The organism is Patulibacter medicamentivorans, assembly GCF_000240225.1.
Taxonomy (GTDB): Bacteria; Actinomycetota; Thermoleophilia; order Solirubrobacterales; family Solirubrobacteraceae; genus Patulibacter; species Patulibacter medicamentivorans.
This window is the reverse complement of sequence record NZ_AGUD01000303.1, coordinates 30,929-47,342: the sequence shown is the minus strand read 5'-3', so window position 1 is coordinate 47,342 and position 16,414 is coordinate 30,929. Positions and strand designations below refer to the sequence as shown.

Here is a 16,414-nt window from a genome sequence, read left to right as displayed (position 1 = left end):
GCGCCGACGGCGCGAAGGGCGACACCGGCGCGACGGGCCCGATCGGCCCGGCCGGCCCCCAGGGCGACACCGGCGCGAAGGGCGACACCGGGGCGAAGGGCGACACCGGCGCGACCGGCCCCGCCGGCCCCGCGGGCCCCGCCGGCGGCGGGACGCTGGTCGACGGCAACGGCGTCACCCTCGGACGCGTCCTGAGCGCCGACCGAGGCGCCGCGACCGTCCTGACGTCTGCCGGCTACGAGGTCTCGATCCCGTACACCGGCGTCTTCCAGCCGGCGCAGATCTACTACACCGGGGCCTCCTGCACCGGCACCGCTTTCCTCAACGACGGCGGGATCGGAGTCGGCGCCAACGCCCGGGACGCGTTCGTGACCGGCAAGTGGCTCGTCTACTCGGGCTCGATGAGCACGCTGATGCGCCCGGCGACCGTCAGCGGCGGCGTCAGCAAGAACGAGGAGTTCACCTCGTCCACGATCGACAACCCGGGCTGCGGCAGCAGCGCGGGCCAGCGGTCGGGCTGGAAGCTGACGGCGATCAGCAACGCGGCCGCCGGGCTGCCGGACACGATCGCCAAGCCGGTCGAGATCCGCTGATCGCCCCGCTCCCGGGCCGCCGTCGCGACGGCGGCCCGGGAGCCTGGCGTCCGCTCGTGCGCGCCGCCGCGCTAGCGGGGCACCGCCGTCACGAGGATGTTGTCGCGGTAGTGGCCGCTGCGGCGGTCGAACGGCCCGCCGCAGGTGACCAGCACCAGCCTGCGGCTGCCCGTGCGGGTGAAGATGCCCACCGGCAGCCGCTCCTTCGCGACCCGCGTCACCGACGTCACGCGGTAGCGCTGCGTCCGGCCCCCGCCGCTGACCGTCACCGTGTCGCCGCGGCGGGCGCTCTTGAGGCGGAAGAACGCTCCGGCGCCGCGCTTCGCGCTGTCGACGTGGCCGGCCAGCAGCACCGTCCCGGCCTTCGAGGCAAGATCCGCGCCGTCGGCCCACCAGCCGGCGCGCTTGATGTCCTTGGGCACCGCCAGCGCTCCGGTCCCGAGGTCGATCGCGACCGCGCCGAGCGACGCGCGCACGCCGAGCCGATCGAGCCGGACCTGGGTCGGCGCGACCGCGCCGGGCGCTGCCGTGGCGCGGACCTCGGCGACCCGCTCGCCCTCTCCACGACCGGTCAGGATCAGCGGCCGGCCGAGCGACGTCTCGGCCTCCTCGGCGCAGGCGGTCTCGGTGCCGGTCACCGACTCCGACCCCGCGATCCGCTCGCGGTAGGTGTAGAAGCCGGCCTTCGCCAGGCGGACGCTCGGGGAGGAGACCTCGCCGTCGCCGGCCACGTCGACCGCGCCCTTCCAGTACGGGGTGCCGCCGCAGCGGATCTGCCCGCGCGAGGCGAAGGGGCCGAACAGCTCGACCTCGACCCGCGCCGGGGTCTGGCCCAGGCCGGTGACCTTGATCCGATCGGAGATCGAGCTGCCCGGCCGCGTCACGGCGCTCGAGACGACCGTCGTGACCTGCGGCTTGGCGCGGGCGATCGTCGTCTCGGCGGCCTCGCCGCACGCCGTCTGGACGCCGTCGTAGGCCGTGCTGCCGGTGATCGCCTCGCGGTAGGTGTAGTAGCCGGCCTTCTGCAGCTTGACCGGCGCGGTCCTGTAGCTGCCGTCGCCGTCGGCCGGGAACGTCCCGGTCCAGTACGGCGTGCCCTCGCAGCGGATCGCGTCGCGGGAGGGGAACGGACCCCACAGCTCGACGGCGACGTCGGCCCGCAGCTTGCCGAGACCGGTCACCACCGCGGTGTCGGTCACCTCGCTGCCGACGGCGGTGTCCTGGCTGCTGATCTGGGTCGTGATCTGCGGGTGGCCGCGGACGATCGTCGTCTCGGCCGCATCGCCGCAGGCCGTGTCGGTCACCCGCACGAACTCCGACCCGGTCAGCCGCTCCCGGTAGGTGTAGTAGCCCGGCACGCTCAGCTGGACCGGATCGGTGACGTACTGCCCGTCGGTGGCGGCGGCGAAGCTGCCCGACCAGACCGGCGGCCCGTCGCAGGTCAGCTTGTCGGCCGCCGGCAGCGGGCCGTAGAGGGCCGCCGCGACCGTCGCCGGCTGGCCGGAGAGCCCCTCGATCCAGACCGTGTCGGTGACCGACCCCGGCCCGTTCAGGAGCTGGTTGCTGATCTGCGTGTGGACGCGCGGCTGGACCTCGACCCGCAGCGACTCGCTCGGCTCGGCGCACGGCGTCGTGGTGCCGATCACGTCGTCGCTGCCGGGCACCACCAGCTGGTAGCCGTACCAGCCGGGCGCGCTCGGGGTGACCGGCGGCGTGATCGAGTCCCCGCCACCGGCGCGGTGGGTGACCTCGGCCGCCGGCGGGCCGTCGCAGCGGATCGCCGCCTGCGACGGAGCCGGACCGTAGAGGCGGACCGCGATCGGGGCGGACCAGCCGGCCGGAGCCCCGCTGATCGTGACCTTGTCGGTGCTCTGGGTGCCGAGCAGGACCGACGTCGGCGTGGCCGCGGTCGTGACCTTGATCCGGGCCGGTGCCACCGGCACCGCGCGCTCGGTGGCGACCGACGCGGTGGCCGGCACCACGAGCCGCTGCCCACTGCGGGCCGACGCGCCCCTGGTCGGCACGTAGAGGTCGGGCTCGGCGGCGGCCAGCCCGGTCGCCCTGGCGCTCAGGCGCAGCCCGCCCTTGGCGTCGCTAGGGGTCAGGGCCAGCCGCGCGACGCCGGTGCGCCCGGTGCTGATCGTGCGCGGCAGCCCCGTGGCGCCGGCCGATCCGGACAGGTCGACCGTCGCGTTGGGGACGACCGCGCCCGAGGACGCGAGCACCCGCACGGTCGGCTTGATCGCGGTGCCGACCGTCAGGCCCGACGACGGCAGGTCGACCTGGACGCGGTAGGGACCGGCGTAGCGGCGGGCGTCGCGGGCGATCCGCGCGTAGAGCGAGGAGACGCCGATCGCCTTCGGATCGACCTCGCCCGGCGCCCCGTCGTCCATCAGCCCGTGGACGTAGAGCATCACCGCCGCCTGCTGGTTCCTCTGACGCGAGCGGCCGAAGTTCCAGAGCGCGTAGGCCATCTGGCGCAGCTTGGCGGCCGAGATCGACTTGCGCTCCTTGCTCTTCAGGCCGGCGATCGGCCGCTTCTCGTAGGCGAACCGCTTGGACGGGTACCAGAACCGCAGGTCGATGCAGAACGCCCCGGCCGAGACCCCATCGATCGCGCCGCGGAAGTCGCCGAACCAGCGCGTGCCGTAGCGGTAGCGGTCGTACTTGCCGACGCCGGTCGTGCCGCAGGTGTTGCGGCCGCCGCTGGCGCAGGGATCGTGCTGGTTCGGTGGCTCGGCGGCCGACGCGGCCTGCGGCAGCGCGGCGAGCGAGATCAGGACGAGCAGCGGGGACAACCACAGCGGACGGCGCACACTCGGAGTGATACACGAGCCGGGCAGCCGTCGGAGCGATCCCGGTGACCATCTGGCCAGGGCCGGGCTTGGACGTTCGGCGGGGTGGCCGGCGACCAGCTCGTGGCTGGGGCCTCGCGTCGCTCCTGCCCGTGGGCGAACGGCACCGCGCGCCGCATCGTCCTATCGTCCGCGGGGCCATGAGCACGCAGACGGACTTCACCAACCTGTACGCGATCTACGCCTCGTTCAAGGCGGCGCGTGGGCACCGGCGAGTCCCCAACGACGCCCCCGAGGTCCGCGCCGAGCTGGCGGCCGAGGCCGAGGCCGCGCTGACCGGCGGCGACGCGATCCTCCGCGCCTCGTACTCGACGGTCGGCTTCCGGGCCGAGGCCGACGTGCTGCTGTGGCTGATCGGGCCGAGCGCCGACGCCCTGCAGGACGCCCTGGTGGCCTTCAACCGCACCCGCCTGGGCCAGGCGCTGGACCCGTGGTGGACCTCGATCGGCGTCCACCGCGAGGCCGAGTTCAACAAGGCCCACGTGCCGGCCTACCTGGAGGGCACGCCGGCCAAGAAGTACATCTCGGTCTACCCCTTCGTGCGCTCGCTGGAGTGGTACCTGCTGGACCCGGCCGAGCGCTCGCAGATGCTGCGCGAGCACGGGATGATGGCCGCCGGCTACAAGGACGTCCGCGCCAACACGATCAGCGCCTTCTCGCTCAACGACTACGAGTGGCTGCTGGCGTTCGAGGCCGACGAGCTGACCCGGATCGTCGACCTGATGCGCGACCTGCGCGGCGCCAAGGCCCGCGCGCACATGCGCGAGGAGCTGCCGTTCCTGGCCGGGATCCGGAAGCCGCTGGCCGACGTCGTCGCCGACCTGCCGTAGGACCGTCGGTGGATGTGAGGGGCACGTAGACCAAGGAGGTCGCGGCGCCCGAGCGAGAGCCGTACCCGGTACTGCCGAGCGACGGGCGTCGCGAGATCCGAAGCGTCTACGTGCCCCTCACGCCGCCGACAGCGCCATCGCCGCCAACGCGATCGCGTACGGCAGGGTCATGCAGAGGGCGACGCGTGCGCGCATGGCGGCAGTCTACCCGCGGGAGAACGGCAGCTCGGCCGTCAGCCAGCTGATCAGCTGGCCCGGGTTGCGGCTCTGGGTCCAGACCCTGCCCGGCCCGCGGAACTCGAAGACGAAGCCCTCGCCGCTCTTGGCCGACTGGATCAGGCCCGAGGCGACCTTGCGGAGCGAGAACTCGACCCCGTCCCCGTAGGCGACCATGTGGCCGGAGTCGACGATCACCGACTCGCCGGCGGCCAGCTCGACGACGTCGATCGCGCCGTAGGCGGCGACCACCAGCGGGCCTCGCCCCTCGGCCCGGACGAGGAACCCGCCCTCGCCGCCGACCAGGTTCTTGAAGCCGCCCCACTTGGCGTCGATCGTGACGCCCTCGTCGGCCGCCAGGTAGGCGCCGCGAGCCAGGTTGACCGCGCCGTCGACCTCGAGCACCACCAGGTCCCCGGGCAGCCGCGCCGCGACGTCGACCCAACCGCCCTGGGACGGCGCGGTGAAGGTGCTGACGAACAGCGACTCGCCGCCGAGGATCCCGCGCTTGAACGCGCCCTTGAGGCCGCCGCGCATCTTCGACTCGACCTCGACGCCGGCCGAGGTGGCCATCATCGCGCCGGACTCGGCGTTCATCGATTCGCCGCCGGCCAGCGTCAGGCGGGCGACGGCGAAGCTCGGGGCGTGGCGGGTGGTGACGTCCATGGCGCGGGACGCTACCCGAGGCCGCTCGCGGCCGGGTGAAGGTTCGAGGGTCGACGGCGTACCGTCCGGCCTGCCGCGGACAGCCGCGGCCGATCTCCGCTAAGCCCGCCCGGCGAGCGCGTCGTGGAGCACGTCGATCGACTGCTCCAGCTGCTCGATCGTGGCGTCGTCGACCTTGGCGATCCCGACCCGCCCGTTGAGCCAGGCGTTGATCTCGCGGTGGGACGCCCGGCGGCTGCGACCCAGCTCGGCGACCAGCCGGTGACGGGTGTCGCGCAGCCGCTGGCGCTGCTGCCAGAGCGGGACGTCCTGGACCGCCGGCGGGGCCGCCACGCCGCCGCCGTTCGCCGGCAGCGCGGCCGGCGCCCCGAACGCCGCGGAGGGGGCCGTCATCACCGGCTCCGGGTCCTTGATCGGGGTCGCCCCGCCGAACAGGTCCAGCTGGGCGGCCGGCGCCATGTCCGCCTCGAGCGCCTGCCACTCCGGCGCCAGGCCCGCCTCGTCCTCGGTCTTGTTGGCCTGCTCGAGCGCGCCGTCGTCGAGCATCGCGTCGGGATCGACGTCCTCCTTGCGCCGCAGCAGCGGCACCAGCTCGCGGTCGATCTCGGCCGCGTGGGCCCGCAGCGTCGGCTCGGCCGGCAGGTAGAGCCACGAGCTCTCGATCGGCCGCCCGGGGACGGTGCGCACGAAGCGCCCGACGATCTGGCGGAAGATCATCGCCGTCTTGGCGGTGGTCGCGTAGACGCCGACCCGCAGCCGCGGGATGTCGACGCCCTCGCTGACCATGTTGACGGCGACGATCCAGGGCTCGGTCGAGTCGGTGAACCTCGCCAGCCGATCGTGGGCCTGGGTGTCGGTGTGCATCACCACCACCGGCGGCGAGCCGGTGATCCGGTGCAGGACCGCCGACACCGCCCGCGCGTGATCGCTGTCGGCCGTGACCACCAGGCCGCCCGCGTCCGGATGGCTCGACTCGCGCAGCCCCGTCAGCCGTCGATGGGCGTCGCCGAGGATCTTCGGGAGCGCGCCGGCCAGCTCGGTCGAGATCGCGGTCCGGTAGCGCTTGGCGCGCTGGTCGCTGGCCACCTGGTCGGCGAACGAGCCCTCGACCGTCTCCTCGCCCACCCGCCACGACATCGCGCCGTCGAAGGGGATGAAGGTGACCGGACGGCAGACCGCGTCGCGGACGGCGTCGGCGTAGCCGTAGGCGTAGTCGGGCTGGGCGACGCCGTCGGCGTCGTAGTCGACGCCGGGGATCGGGGTCGCGTCGGAGCGGAACGGCGTGCCCGAAAGCAGCAGCCAGCGCTTGGCGCGACCGAGCGCGAGCGAGAAGCCCTGGCCCCAGGCCAGCTCCTCGCCCAGGTGGTGCGCCTCGTCGGCGATCACCAGCGTGCTCTCCAGGCACTGCGCCGCCCAGCGCTCGGCCGACTGGGCCACGCGCGCGTAGGTGACGGCGACGCCGTGGAAGCCGGCGGGCGGCGTCAGCTCGGTCGCGTCCGGCGCCAGGTTGACCCCGAGCCGGGCCGCCGCGGCCGCCCACTGGCGGGTCAGCGGGGCGGTCGGGCAGATCAGCGCGATCCGGTCCGCCTTGCGGGCGTAGAGCAGCCGCACCGCCTGCTCCAGCGCCGGCCGGGTCTTGCCCGCGCCCGGGGCCGCGGCGACCAGGAAGGTGCCCGACTCCCAGGCCTCCATCTTGGCCAGGGCCTGCTGCTGCCACAGGCGAAGGGTGGGAGTGGCGGTGGGTGCGGACACGCGGGGTCGGGAGCCTGCCAGAGACGGCGTCGGAGCTCTGTGACGGAGAGCTCGGGGCGACGCCAGATCTTGCGGAACGGGCCGGACGGACGGGGCCCCTCGCGAGCGGCCGCCGCACGTCCTCCCTGCACCTGCCGGGGTTCGCCGTCGCGCCGCCGGCCGCCGGCCGCCGCGTCGTCGCCGCGTCGTCGCGATCTCGGGGAGGACTTCGGGTTGCGCCGTGGCGCGCTCCCGCTAGGGTCCGGCTCATGGTCGTCGTGATCGTGATCCTCGTCCTCGTCGCCATCGGCGTGGCGATCGGGCTCTGGTGGTCCAGGAACCGCCAGCAGCGGCCGGCGCCGCTGGCCGCCCCGGTCGACCCGCTGGCCGAGGGCCGCGGCGGCCCCCTGGAGGGGCTCGGCGTCGGCGCCGTCGTCGCCTTCGGCGGCCACGACTACGTCGTCCGCGGCGAGATCCGCTTCGACGAGGACGGCTACGTCTGGTCGGAGTACCACCTGGACGCCGGCGGCGACGAGCGCACCTGGCTGTCGGTCGACCTCTCCGACGGCACCGACGTGGCGCTCTGGCGGCCCGCCGAGGACGCCGGGGAGCTGGAGCCCTCGGGCCCGGTCACCCACGGCGGGCGGACCTACAAGAAGGTCGAGTCCGGCAAGGCCCGCTTCACCTCGACCGGCACCACCGGCGTCCCCGACAGCGGGGCGGCCTGGTACGTCGACTACAAGGCCGAGGGCGGCAAGCGGCTGGGCTTCGAGCGCTGGTCGCAGGAGGGCTCGTGGGAGGTCTCGACCGGCGAGGTCGTCCCCGCCCACCTGCTGGAGATCTACCCGGCCGGCCGGTCGAGCGGAGCGGGCGCGTGAGCGACCCCGTCGCCGGAGCGCCGACCCCGGACGGCGGCCCCGTGGCGGCCGCCCGGACCGCGATGGAGGCCGCCCGCGAGGCGACCGGCGCGGCGATCACCGCCCGTGCCCAGGCGCTCGCCGAGGCCGCGCGGCTGCGGGAGCGCTCGCAGGCCGCCGGCGGCCTCGCCGAGCTGACGAGCAGCGCCAACGCCCACGACGCGCGCGCCGCGCGGCTGGACGCCCGGATCGACCAGCTGCGCGATCTCGCCCACCGCGCCGAGGTCGCCTACGAGGCCCTGCGCGCGGACCGCGGCGACGCCGACGATCAGCCGGCGCCGAGCGCACCGGCCGCCTGACCGTGCTGCTGGACCTGGACGTCCCGTTCCGCGACGCGTCAGCCGGCGACCTCGCCTGGTCGCTGCTTGCCGGCGCGGCCGCTCCCGACGCGCTGGCGTCGCTCGACGTCGGGACCGGCGCGCTGGCGGTGCGGCTGCACGTGCTCGGGGCCTCGCACGCGGTCGAGCTGCGGATCGGCGAGCGACGCCTGACCGAGGTCGTCGCCTGCGGCGCGCCCGAGGGCCGACCGCTGGGCGACGCGCCGTCGGCGATCGAGCGGGACGGCCTGCGCTACCGCTTCCACGCCACCGTCGACGCGCCCGGAGGCGCCGCGGTGCTCGCGCTCGGCGAGGAGCTGCGAGCGATCTGCGAGGGGCGGCCCGACGCGCTGGCGGCCGCGTTCCCCGGAACGTCCGGGGCGCTGACCGCGCTGCGGCCGACCGTCGACGGCGACCCGTCGCGCGACCGCGACGCCGGCGACCACGCCGCGCACGGCCCGACCGCCGGCTGGCAGACCTGGCACCTGTACCCGGAGCGCGGCGAGGTCGTCCGCACCCGCACCTCGGTCGCCGTCGTGTCGGGCCCGCCGACCGCGGCCGCCGGCGAGGTGCGCGTCCCGGTCCTGCGCGGAGCGAGCCGATGAGCGCCACCGGCAAGTCGACCACCGCGCTGGTGATCGGCGCGATCGTGGCCGTCGTGGCGCTGGTCGTGCTGGTCGGGACGCTGTCGTCCTGCGGATCCTCGGTCAAGGGCTACGTCAAGGACCACTACTCGCACGTCGGCAAGCGCAACGGCGCCGAGCTGTACCGCAGCGACAAGCGGGTCGAGAAGGTCGTCTCCGAGATCACCGACGCCTGGAAGCCCGCCGACCGCCTGACCGATCCGGGCGGGGTCTTCCTGCGCTACTCGGACACCTTCGTCGCGGTCCGCCCGCGATCCGGGGGCGGCACCGACATCGAGATCGACGATCCCGAGCGCGGCTACGCCCACTGGTACCCGTTCGTCGGCGGCTGGTTCGGGACCTACTCCGGTCGCGCCGAGGGCTTCCGCGGCGGTGGCCCGGGGAGTGGCAAGTGAGCGCGGGGCCAACCTCGACGTCGCGCTCGTGGGCGGCCGCATGGCTTCTCACGGCCGCCCTCGCGATGGTCCTCCTGGCGCTCGGGCCCTCGGCCGCGGCCCAGGCCCAGGCCCAGAGCACCAAGCAGACCAGTGGCAGCGACCAGATCGACGTGGCCCTCCCTGCGACGACCACGCCCGAGATCACCGCCGCCCAGGCCGGCGACGGCGTCCTGCTGGCCGCCGCCGACCGGGTCGAGCTGGCCTCGAGCCTGGCCGAGGCGACCAGCGAGAGCGGCGTCTGCTTCGGCTACGTGGTCCAGCTGTCCGACTCCGGCGTGCCCCAGCAGGACGCGGTCTCCAGCGCGGGCCCGAACCAGCGCGCCGCCACCGGCCCCAGCTGCCCCAAGGGCGCGATCGAGCTGCAGGTCTCGCTGACCTACACCTGCGGCTCCTGCGAATCCGAGGACTCGGCCTCGTGGAGCGTCGTCTCGACCGTCCCCGGGCTCTCCAGCGGCACCGTCAGGTCGCGACTCGTGCAGCTCTCGCCGCTGTCCTCCGGCGACCTGCTCGGCAACGACGACGACAAGGCCCTGCGCGACGCCACCGCGGCGCTGCCGCTGACGCTCGACGACGCGGTCCCGGCCGAGCCGGCGAAGCAGGAGGCCGCGCCGGGCGGCGACCACCTGACCGGCAAGCCCGGCTCCGACTGGCTGCGGGCCAACGGCATCGGGATGGCCGTGTCGATCGTGGTGCTGCTGATCGCGCTCGCCACCGTCTTCTGCGCCTGGCGGATCCGCCGCGCCCAGCGGACCGCGCCGCGCCGCAGCGCCAACGGCCGCTTCGCCGCCGCGCCCGCGCGCCCCGCGACCCCCGCGACGGCGACATCGGACGCGCCCGCCGCCGACGCCCCGCCCACCGGCGGGCCGCCGTCCGACGCCTCGTCGGACGCCCCGCCCACGGACGAGCCGCCGTCCTCCCCGACCCCACCCACCGCCTGATGACCGACACGCTCAACGACCTGCTCACCGGCATCGGCTCCGCCGCGGCCTACTCCGCCGTCGGCCTGCTGGTCCTCGTGGCCGGGTTCGTCACGGTCGACCTGGCGACGCCGGGCAACCTGCGCCGGCAGATCTGGGAGGACAAGAACAAGGACCTGACGGCGGTCCTCGCCTCGGGCCTGATCGCCAACACGGCGACGATCGTGGTCGCGATCCTGTCCTCGAACGACGAGCTGGACAAGGGCCTGGTCGACGCCGCCGGCTACGGCCTGCTCGGGGTGATCCTGATCGGGCTGGTGTTCAAGGTCGTCGACCTGCTGACGCCGGGGGACCTCGGCGCGATGGTCGCCGACGACGATCATCATCCGGCGGTGTGGATCACCGTCGTCACGCACCTGGCGGTCGGCGCGATCGTCGCCGCCTCGATCTCGTGAGTCCGCGCCTGGATCCACCGATGATCGGTTGAGCGTCGGTGTGGAGGACCAAGACCGTGGCGGGGCGACACCTGAGGTGGGGTCCTCCCCATCGATGGTGTCGGATCGACACGGTCGCCGGTCATCCGCGGCGACGCGACCCGAGGATCGGTGGATCCAGGCGCAGCGGCGCCCGACGCGCCGCCCGTCCCACCCGGCCGGTGGCGCCGCGATGAAGCGCGGAGCCCGCGCCCTGCTGCTCGGCGCCGCCGGCGCCTGCGCCGCCTGCGCGCTGATCTACGAGCTGGCGCTGGTCGCCCTCGGCGGCGTCCTGGTCGGCTCGTCGGTGACCCAGACCTCGCTGGTCGTCTCGCTGTTCGTGTTCGCGCTCGGGCTCGGCGCCCTCGCCGCCAAGCCGCTGCTGTCGCGGCCGCTCGGCGCGTTCGTGGTGATCGAGACCGGGGTCGCGGTGGCCGGCGGCTTCTCGGTCCTCGTCTGCTACGCCGCGTTCGCCTACGCCGGCATCTACACGCCGGCGGTGGTCCTGATGTCGCTCGTGTGCGGGACCCTGGTCGGGGCCGAGCTGCCGCTGTTGATGGAGCTGCTGCAGCGCGTCCGACGGCAGGCCGCGGCACGCGCCGTCGCCGACCTCACGGCCGCCGACTACATCGGCGCGCTGGTCGGCGGGCTGGCGTTCCCGTTCGTGCTGCTGCCGCTGCTCGGCCAGCTGCGGGGCGCGCTCGCGGCCGGGCTGCTGAACCTGGTCTGCGCGGCGGTGATCGTGCTGGTCGTCTTCCGCGGCGACCTCTCGCGGCGGCACCGCGGCGGCGCGATCGCCGTGCTGACGCTCGGCGCGGTGGCGGTCGGGGCCGGCCTCGGCTACGCGGGCCGGTTCGAGGTCTCGGCCCGCCAGCAGCTCTACGACGACCCGATCGTGGTCAGCGAGCGCACGCCCTACCAGGAGATCGACATCACCGAGAGCGCGACCTTCTCGGGCACCAAGGACGTGCGGCTGTTCCTCAACGGCGACCTGCAGCTGTCGAGCCGCGACGAGTACCGCTACCACGAGGCGCTCGTCCACCCGGCGATCGGCGCCGCCACGGCGGGCGCCGGTCCGGGGACGCGGGCGCGCGGGCCCCGGCGGGTCCTGGTGCTCGGTGGCGGCGACGGGATGGCGGTCCGCGAGATCCTGCGCCACCCGGGCGTCGAGCGGGTGCAGCTGGTCGACCTGGACCCGGCGATGACGCGCCTGGCCCGCCGCGATCCACGGCTGCGGAGGCTGAACCACGGCGCCCTCGACGACCGCCGGGTGACGGTCGCCAACGCCGACGCCTTCACCTGGATCCGCAAGCTCGACGGCGCCGACGCCCGCAGCTGGGACGTGATCGTGCTCGACTTCCCGGACCCCGACGACCAGGGCCTGGCGCGGCTGTACAGCGCCGAGCTCTACGGGATGGTGCGGACGCGAGCGCTGGCGCCGGGCGGGGTGATGGTCGTGCAGTCCGGCTCGCCGTACTTCGCGCCCGACGCGTTCTGGTCGGTCGGCAGGACGCTCGAGCTGGCGGGCTGGCGCGGGCGTCCCTACCACGTCGACGTGCCGACCTTCGGCGACTGGGGCTTCTGGCTCGCGGCCCCGGCCGCGGTCCGCCGCAGCCCCCCGCCGCTGACCCTCGCCGGCGCCCCGCGCGGACTGCGCTTCCTGACCCCCGACGTGCTGCGGGCCGCGGCGACCTTTGCGCCCGACCGCGGTCCGCGAGACGTCCGCCCCACGACCCTCGACCGGCCGGCGATCCTCGACTACACGCGGAAGGGCTGGGCGGACTACTAGCGGGGTGGCGGCTCGTCGGGGGTGATCGGCCGGTGGGCGGTGCGTTGGTGACTCAGCGGCGAGACCGAGTGGCGTCAGGTTTCCGCCGTACCCGTGCGGTGGCGTCATCTCACCTCGCTGGGCGGGGCGAGATGACGCCACTGCATGAGGGGGCGGGTGAATTGACGCCACTCGGCCCGCTCCCCGCCCAACGCCCGCGCTCCCGATCGCGGATCAGCCGTCCTCAGGCGGCTTCCGGCCGTCGCACCAGCCGCGGCCGCGCCCCCGGATGGTCGTCGGGCAGGTGCGACCCGGCCCCGAGCAGCTGCTCGCGCAGGGTTCCGCGGCGCGGCTCGCTCGGGACCCGGCCGCGCCGGCGCAGCTCGGGGACGACCTGCTCGGCGAACTCGCGGACGCTCTGCTCGCGGACCATGTAGGCGATGTTGAAGCCGTCGACGCCGGCGTCCTCGACGTAGCGGTCGAGGACGTCGGCAACCTGCTCGGGGGTGCCGACGGTGACGTTGCCCTCGCCGCCGAAGGCGTACATCCGCAGCAGGTCGCGGACCGTGAAGCGACGCCCCTCGGCCGCCTGCCGCCGCTTCAGGTAGTCGCCGGTGTGCTGGCTGCTCGATCCCTCGACGACCAGGGTGCTCAGGTCCAGCGGCTCCTCGAGGTCGCGCCCGCGGACGTCGATCCCCGCCCACTGGTGGAGGATCACCACCGCCGACTGCTCGTCGTGGTGGTCGACGTAGTCCTCGTAGCGGCGCCGGGCCTCCTCCTCGGTCCCGCCGAGCACCGGGATGATCCGCGGCAGGAACCGCAGCCGCGACCCGTCGCGACCGAGTGCGTCGGCCCGCCGGCGGACGTCGGCCACCAGGTACCCGGTCTCCTCGATCGAGTTGGCGTTCAGGTAGACGCACTCGGCGTGGGTCGCGGCGAAGCGGCGGCCGCGATCCGACGAGCCGGCCTGGAAGAGCACCGGCGTGCGCTGCGGCGACGGCTCCGACAGGTGCGGGGCGCGGAGCGTGAACCACTCCCCCGCGTGGTCGACCTCGTGGACCCGGTCGGGATCGACGTAGATCCCGCGGGCCGGGTCGCGGACGACCGCGCCGTCCTCCCAGCTGCCGTTCCAGAGCGCGTAGGCGACCTCGAGGAACGCGTCGCCGCGGTCGTAGCGGGCGTCGTGCGGCAGCTGGTCGTCGAGCCCGTGGTTGATCGCGGCGCTGCGGACGTTGCTGGCGACGACGTTCCACCCGATCCGGCCGTCGGTCAGGTGGTCCAGCGTCGTGAACTTGCGCGCCAGCGGGTAGGGATGGTCGTAGCTGATCGACGAGGTGACGGTGAAGCCCAGGTGCTCGGTCACGGCCGCCATCAGCGGGATCAGGTACGCCGGGTCGAGCCGCGGGACGCCGCCGCTGCGCAGGTGGTGGTCGCGGGCCTCGGGGGTGTCCGCGCGCAGGGCCGGCGTGTCGGCGAAGAAGATCGCGTCGAAGCCCCCGGACTCCAGCGTCCGCGCGAGGTCCTCCCAGTAGCGGACGTCCTCGTTCAGCCCGGGGCGGAAGTCGGGGTGGTTCCAGAGCCCGCTGTCGGCGGCCGGGCCGCCCTGCTCGACGAGGGTCAGGTGGATCTGCTTGGTCATCGTCCGGCTCCTCGGGCCGCGGTCGCCGCGTCGGACCGCTCGCGCCGCCAGGCGACGTCCTGCGCGATCGCGCGGCCGGGGTGGTCGTCGCGCAGGTGGGGGCCGTCGCCGCCGAGCTTCTCGCGCAGCGTCCCGGGCGCGTAGTCGCGCTGGACCAGCCCCCGCCGCTGCAGCTCGGGGACGACGTGCTCGGCGAACGCCGCGATCGTGCCCGGCTGGATGATCGAGGCGATGTTGAAGCCGTCGACGCCGGTCGCCTCGACGTACTGCTCGATCTCGTCGGCGATCGCCGACGGGCCGCCGATCGTCAGCGCGCTGGTCCCGAACGCGAAGACGCTGGCCAGCTCGTCGACCGACCAGCCGCCGCCGGGCCGGGTCCGGCGCAGCGACTCGATCAGCCCGCGCTGGTCGGCCCTCTCGACGAAGGCCAGCAGCCGGTCCTCGCCGACCTCGGCGAAGTCGAGGCCGGTCCAGGCGCCGAGCAGGGTGAAGATCCCCTCGGTCGAGGAGTAGCGCAGGAAGTCCGCGTAGCGCTCCCGGGCCTCCTCGTCGCTGGCGGCCGCGATCGGCGTCAGCTTCGGGAAGAAGAGCACCGACGCCGGGTCGCGCCCGTGCCGCTCGGCCCGCTGGCGGATGTCGTCGACGATGAACTTCGTGGCCTTCGCCGTCGGGGTGTTGAGGAAGATCGCCTCGGCGTGGGTGGCCGCGAACTCGCGCCCCCGCTCCGACGATCCGGCCTGGAACAGGAACGGCGTCCGCTGCGGCGTCGGGCCGATCAGGTGCGGCCCCGGGACCTGGAACCAGGGTCCGACGTGGTCGACGTCGTGGACCTTTGCCGGGTCGCTGTGGACCCGGCCCGGCTTGTCGAGCACGACCGCGTCGTCCTCCCACGAGGACTCCCACAGCTTGTAGGCGGCGGCGAGGAAGTCGTCGCCGCGGTCGTAGCGCTCCTGGGCCGGGACCTCGTCGGCGTAGCCGTGGGCGCGGGCGGCGCTGGCCAGGTTCGAGGTGACGACGTTCCACCCCACCCGCCCGCCGGTCAGGACGTCGAGCGTCGAGAGCCGGCGGGCGACCGGATACGGCTGGTCGTAGGTGGTCGAGACGGTGACGGCGAACCCGAGGTGCTCGGTGACCGCCGCCATCGCCGGGATCAGGTAGGTGGGGTCGTTCAGCGGGACCTGGATCGCCTGCCGCAGCGCCGGCGCGGCGCTGCCCTGGTGGACGTCGTAGAGCCCGAGCATGTCGGCGAAGAAGATCGCGTCGAAGCGCGCGTCCTCCAGCGTCCGGGCCAGCGAGCGCCAGTGGCCCAGCGACGTGTACTCGTGGGCCCGCTCGTCGGGGTGCGCCCAGAGCCCGGGCGAGACCGTCGGGCCGTTGACCGTGACCGCGTTGAGCCGGATCCGGCCGCTCATCGCTTCGGCAGGTAGTCGGTGGTGAACGCCTTGGCCACGTCCGCCGGCTTCGAGATCGCGCCGGCCTTCAGCAGCAGGTCGGCCGTCGCCTGCCAGCGCGCGGCCGTCGTCCAGCCGAAGCCGTGGGTCGTCGCGTCGCCGGTCCAGATGAACGGCTTCTGGGCCTCGCCCTCGGCGTTCAGGTCCTCGATCGTCCGGCCCTTGGCGTTCTTGGCCAGCACCTCGCTGACCTGAGCGACGTGGTCCCGGTAGTAGGTCCAGCCCTCGACGGTCGCGGCGACCACGTCGCGGACGACGTCGGGGTGGTCGCGGATCTCCTTCTCGGTGGTGAAGAGGACGCTGCCGTAGCCGGTCCCCTCCGGGTTCTCGAGGACGGCGACGTCGACGCCCTGGGCCTTCAGCTGCGCCGGGCTCGAGGTGACGTAGCCCTGGGCGACGGCGCGCTGGTCCTTGGCGAACGGAGCGTAGGAGCCCGCGAACTGGCGGTCCTTGACGTCGTCCAGGCCGTAGTGCTTCTTCTGCCACTGCCAGACCGGCGAGCCGATCTGGGTGTAGACGGTGCGGCCGTTGAGGTCGCGGTAGCTCTCGACGTCCTGGCCCTGGTGGTACAGCAGGACCGCCGGGCTCTTCTGCAGGGTGGCCGCGAGCGCGACGATCGGGACGCCCTTGTCGCGCGCCTGGAGGATGTTCTCGGCGGTCTCGAGCCCGAACTGGGCCTTGCCGCCGCCGACGATCTGGATCGAGGTCGCCTGGGCGCTGCCCGGCTGGATCGTCACGTCGAGCTTGCGATCGCGGTAGAAGCCCTCGGCCTGGGCGGCGTACGGGCCACCGCTGGACGGCTGCGCGAACCAGTCGAGGGCGAGCGTCGTGGAGCGGGTGCCCCCGTCGGCTGAGCCGCCGTCGTCGCTGCCGCACGCGACGAGGCCGAGGGTGGCCCCGACGGCCAGCAGGAGGGGCAGGATGCGGTGCTTCATGGAGGTCCTTCCGGGAGGGGTCGGG

14 protein-coding genes and 1 pseudogene are annotated in these 16,414 nt (G+C 74.3%); 9 read left to right on the top strand and 6 right to left on the bottom strand.

The genetic code is table 11. The features are described 5' to 3' along the window. Nucleotides 1-593: pseudogene (locus PAI11_RS28375) on the top strand (hypothetical protein); the annotation flags it as partial. Nucleotides 594-664: 71 nt separating this feature from the next. Here PAI11_RS28375 and PAI11_RS25010 read toward each other — a convergent pair. After that, nucleotides 665-3,409, bottom strand: coding sequence for a class F sortase (locus PAI11_RS25010; RefSeq protein ID WP_007578725.1), 2,745 nt, complete (start codon nucleotides 3,407-3,409; stop codon nucleotides 665-667). A 179-nt stretch (nucleotides 3,410-3,588) separates the two neighbouring features. On the opposite strand from PAI11_RS25010, the gene hemQ reads away from it, so the two are divergent. Further along, on the top strand, nucleotides 3,589-4,278 hold the full coding sequence (hemQ, locus tag PAI11_RS21660; protein WP_007578723.1) for a hydrogen peroxide-dependent heme synthase: 690 nt from the start codon (nucleotides 3,589-3,591) through the stop codon (nucleotides 4,276-4,278). Between the two features lie 204 nt (nucleotides 4,279-4,482). Here hemQ and PAI11_RS21655 read toward each other — a convergent pair whose 3' ends face one another. Continuing rightward, nucleotides 4,483-5,160 (bottom strand): TIGR00266 family protein, encoded by a 678-nt coding sequence (locus tag PAI11_RS21655; protein WP_007578721.1) that lies wholly within the window; start codon nucleotides 5,158-5,160, stop codon nucleotides 4,483-4,485. A gap of 99 nt (nucleotides 5,161-5,259) precedes the next feature. Then, nucleotides 5,260-6,912 carry a DEAD/DEAH box helicase gene (locus tag PAI11_RS21650; protein ID WP_138974472.1) on the bottom strand — a complete coding sequence of 551 codons (1,653 nt, stop codon included), beginning with the start codon at nucleotides 6,910-6,912 and terminating at the stop codon, nucleotides 5,260-5,262. Between the two features lie 248 nt (nucleotides 6,913-7,160). Here PAI11_RS21650 and PAI11_RS21645 point away from each other — a divergent pair, with 248 nt between their 5' ends. The 7 genes from PAI11_RS21645 to PAI11_RS21615 all read left to right on the top strand — a co-directional run bounded on the left by PAI11_RS21645 (nucleotide 7,161) and on the right by PAI11_RS21615 (nucleotide 12,385). Beyond that, nucleotides 7,161-7,769, top strand: a complete 609-nt coding sequence (locus PAI11_RS21645; RefSeq protein ID WP_007578717.1) for a DUF4178 domain-containing protein — start codon at nucleotides 7,161-7,163, stop codon at nucleotides 7,767-7,769. Continuing rightward, complete coding sequence (locus PAI11_RS21640; RefSeq protein ID WP_007578714.1) at nucleotides 7,766-8,107, top strand: hypothetical protein; 342 nt, start codon at nucleotides 7,766-7,768, stop codon at nucleotides 8,105-8,107. The genes PAI11_RS21645 and PAI11_RS21640 overlap by 4 nt, the downstream gene beginning before the upstream one ends. A gap of 2 nt (nucleotides 8,108-8,109) precedes the next feature. After that, nucleotides 8,110-8,730: a DUF2617 family protein gene (locus tag PAI11_RS21635; protein ID WP_007578713.1), complete on the top strand. Its 621-nt coding sequence runs from the start codon at nucleotides 8,110-8,112 to the stop codon at nucleotides 8,728-8,730. Beyond that, a complete protein-coding gene (locus PAI11_RS21630) occupies nucleotides 8,727-9,164 on the top strand; it encodes a DUF4247 domain-containing protein (protein ID WP_007578711.1) in 438 nt (145 codons plus the stop codon). Before PAI11_RS21635 ends, PAI11_RS21630 begins: the two co-directional genes overlap by 4 nt. Nucleotides 9,165-9,229: 65 nt before the next feature. Further along, entirely contained in the window at nucleotides 9,230-10,144 is a 915-nt protein-coding gene (locus PAI11_RS21625; RefSeq protein ID WP_007578709.1) for a hypothetical protein, read from the top strand. Then, entirely contained in the window at nucleotides 10,144-10,578 is a 435-nt protein-coding gene (locus tag PAI11_RS21620; protein ID WP_007578707.1) for a DUF350 domain-containing protein, read from the top strand. Before PAI11_RS21625 ends, PAI11_RS21620 begins: the two co-directional genes overlap by 1 nt. 94 nt (nucleotides 10,579-10,672) lie before the next feature. Further along, nucleotides 10,673-12,385, top strand: a complete 1,713-nt coding sequence (locus PAI11_RS21615; protein ID WP_007578706.1) for a polyamine aminopropyltransferase — start codon at nucleotides 10,673-10,675, stop codon at nucleotides 12,383-12,385. 223 nt (nucleotides 12,386-12,608) lie between these two features. Here the strand turns inward: PAI11_RS21615 and PAI11_RS21610 are convergent, their stop codons facing one another. Genes PAI11_RS21610 through PAI11_RS21600 form a run of 3 tightly spaced genes read right to left on the bottom strand, consistent with a single transcriptional unit; the run spans nucleotide 12,609 to nucleotide 16,389 of the window. Further along, nucleotides 12,609-14,003: an NtaA/DmoA family FMN-dependent monooxygenase gene (locus tag PAI11_RS21610; RefSeq protein ID WP_040601322.1), complete on the bottom strand. Its 1,395-nt coding sequence runs from the start codon at nucleotides 14,001-14,003 to the stop codon at nucleotides 12,609-12,611. After that, complete coding sequence (locus tag PAI11_RS21605; protein WP_081488584.1) at nucleotides 14,000-15,415, bottom strand: LLM class flavin-dependent oxidoreductase; 1,416 nt, start codon at nucleotides 15,413-15,415, stop codon at nucleotides 14,000-14,002. The genes PAI11_RS21610 and PAI11_RS21605 overlap by 4 nt, the downstream gene beginning before the upstream one ends. Next, entirely contained in the window at nucleotides 15,412-16,389 is a 978-nt protein-coding gene (locus PAI11_RS21600; protein ID WP_007578705.1) for an ABC transporter substrate-binding protein, read from the bottom strand. Before PAI11_RS21600 ends, PAI11_RS21605 begins: the two co-directional genes overlap by 4 nt. Nucleotides 16,390-16,414: the final 25 nt, after the last annotated feature.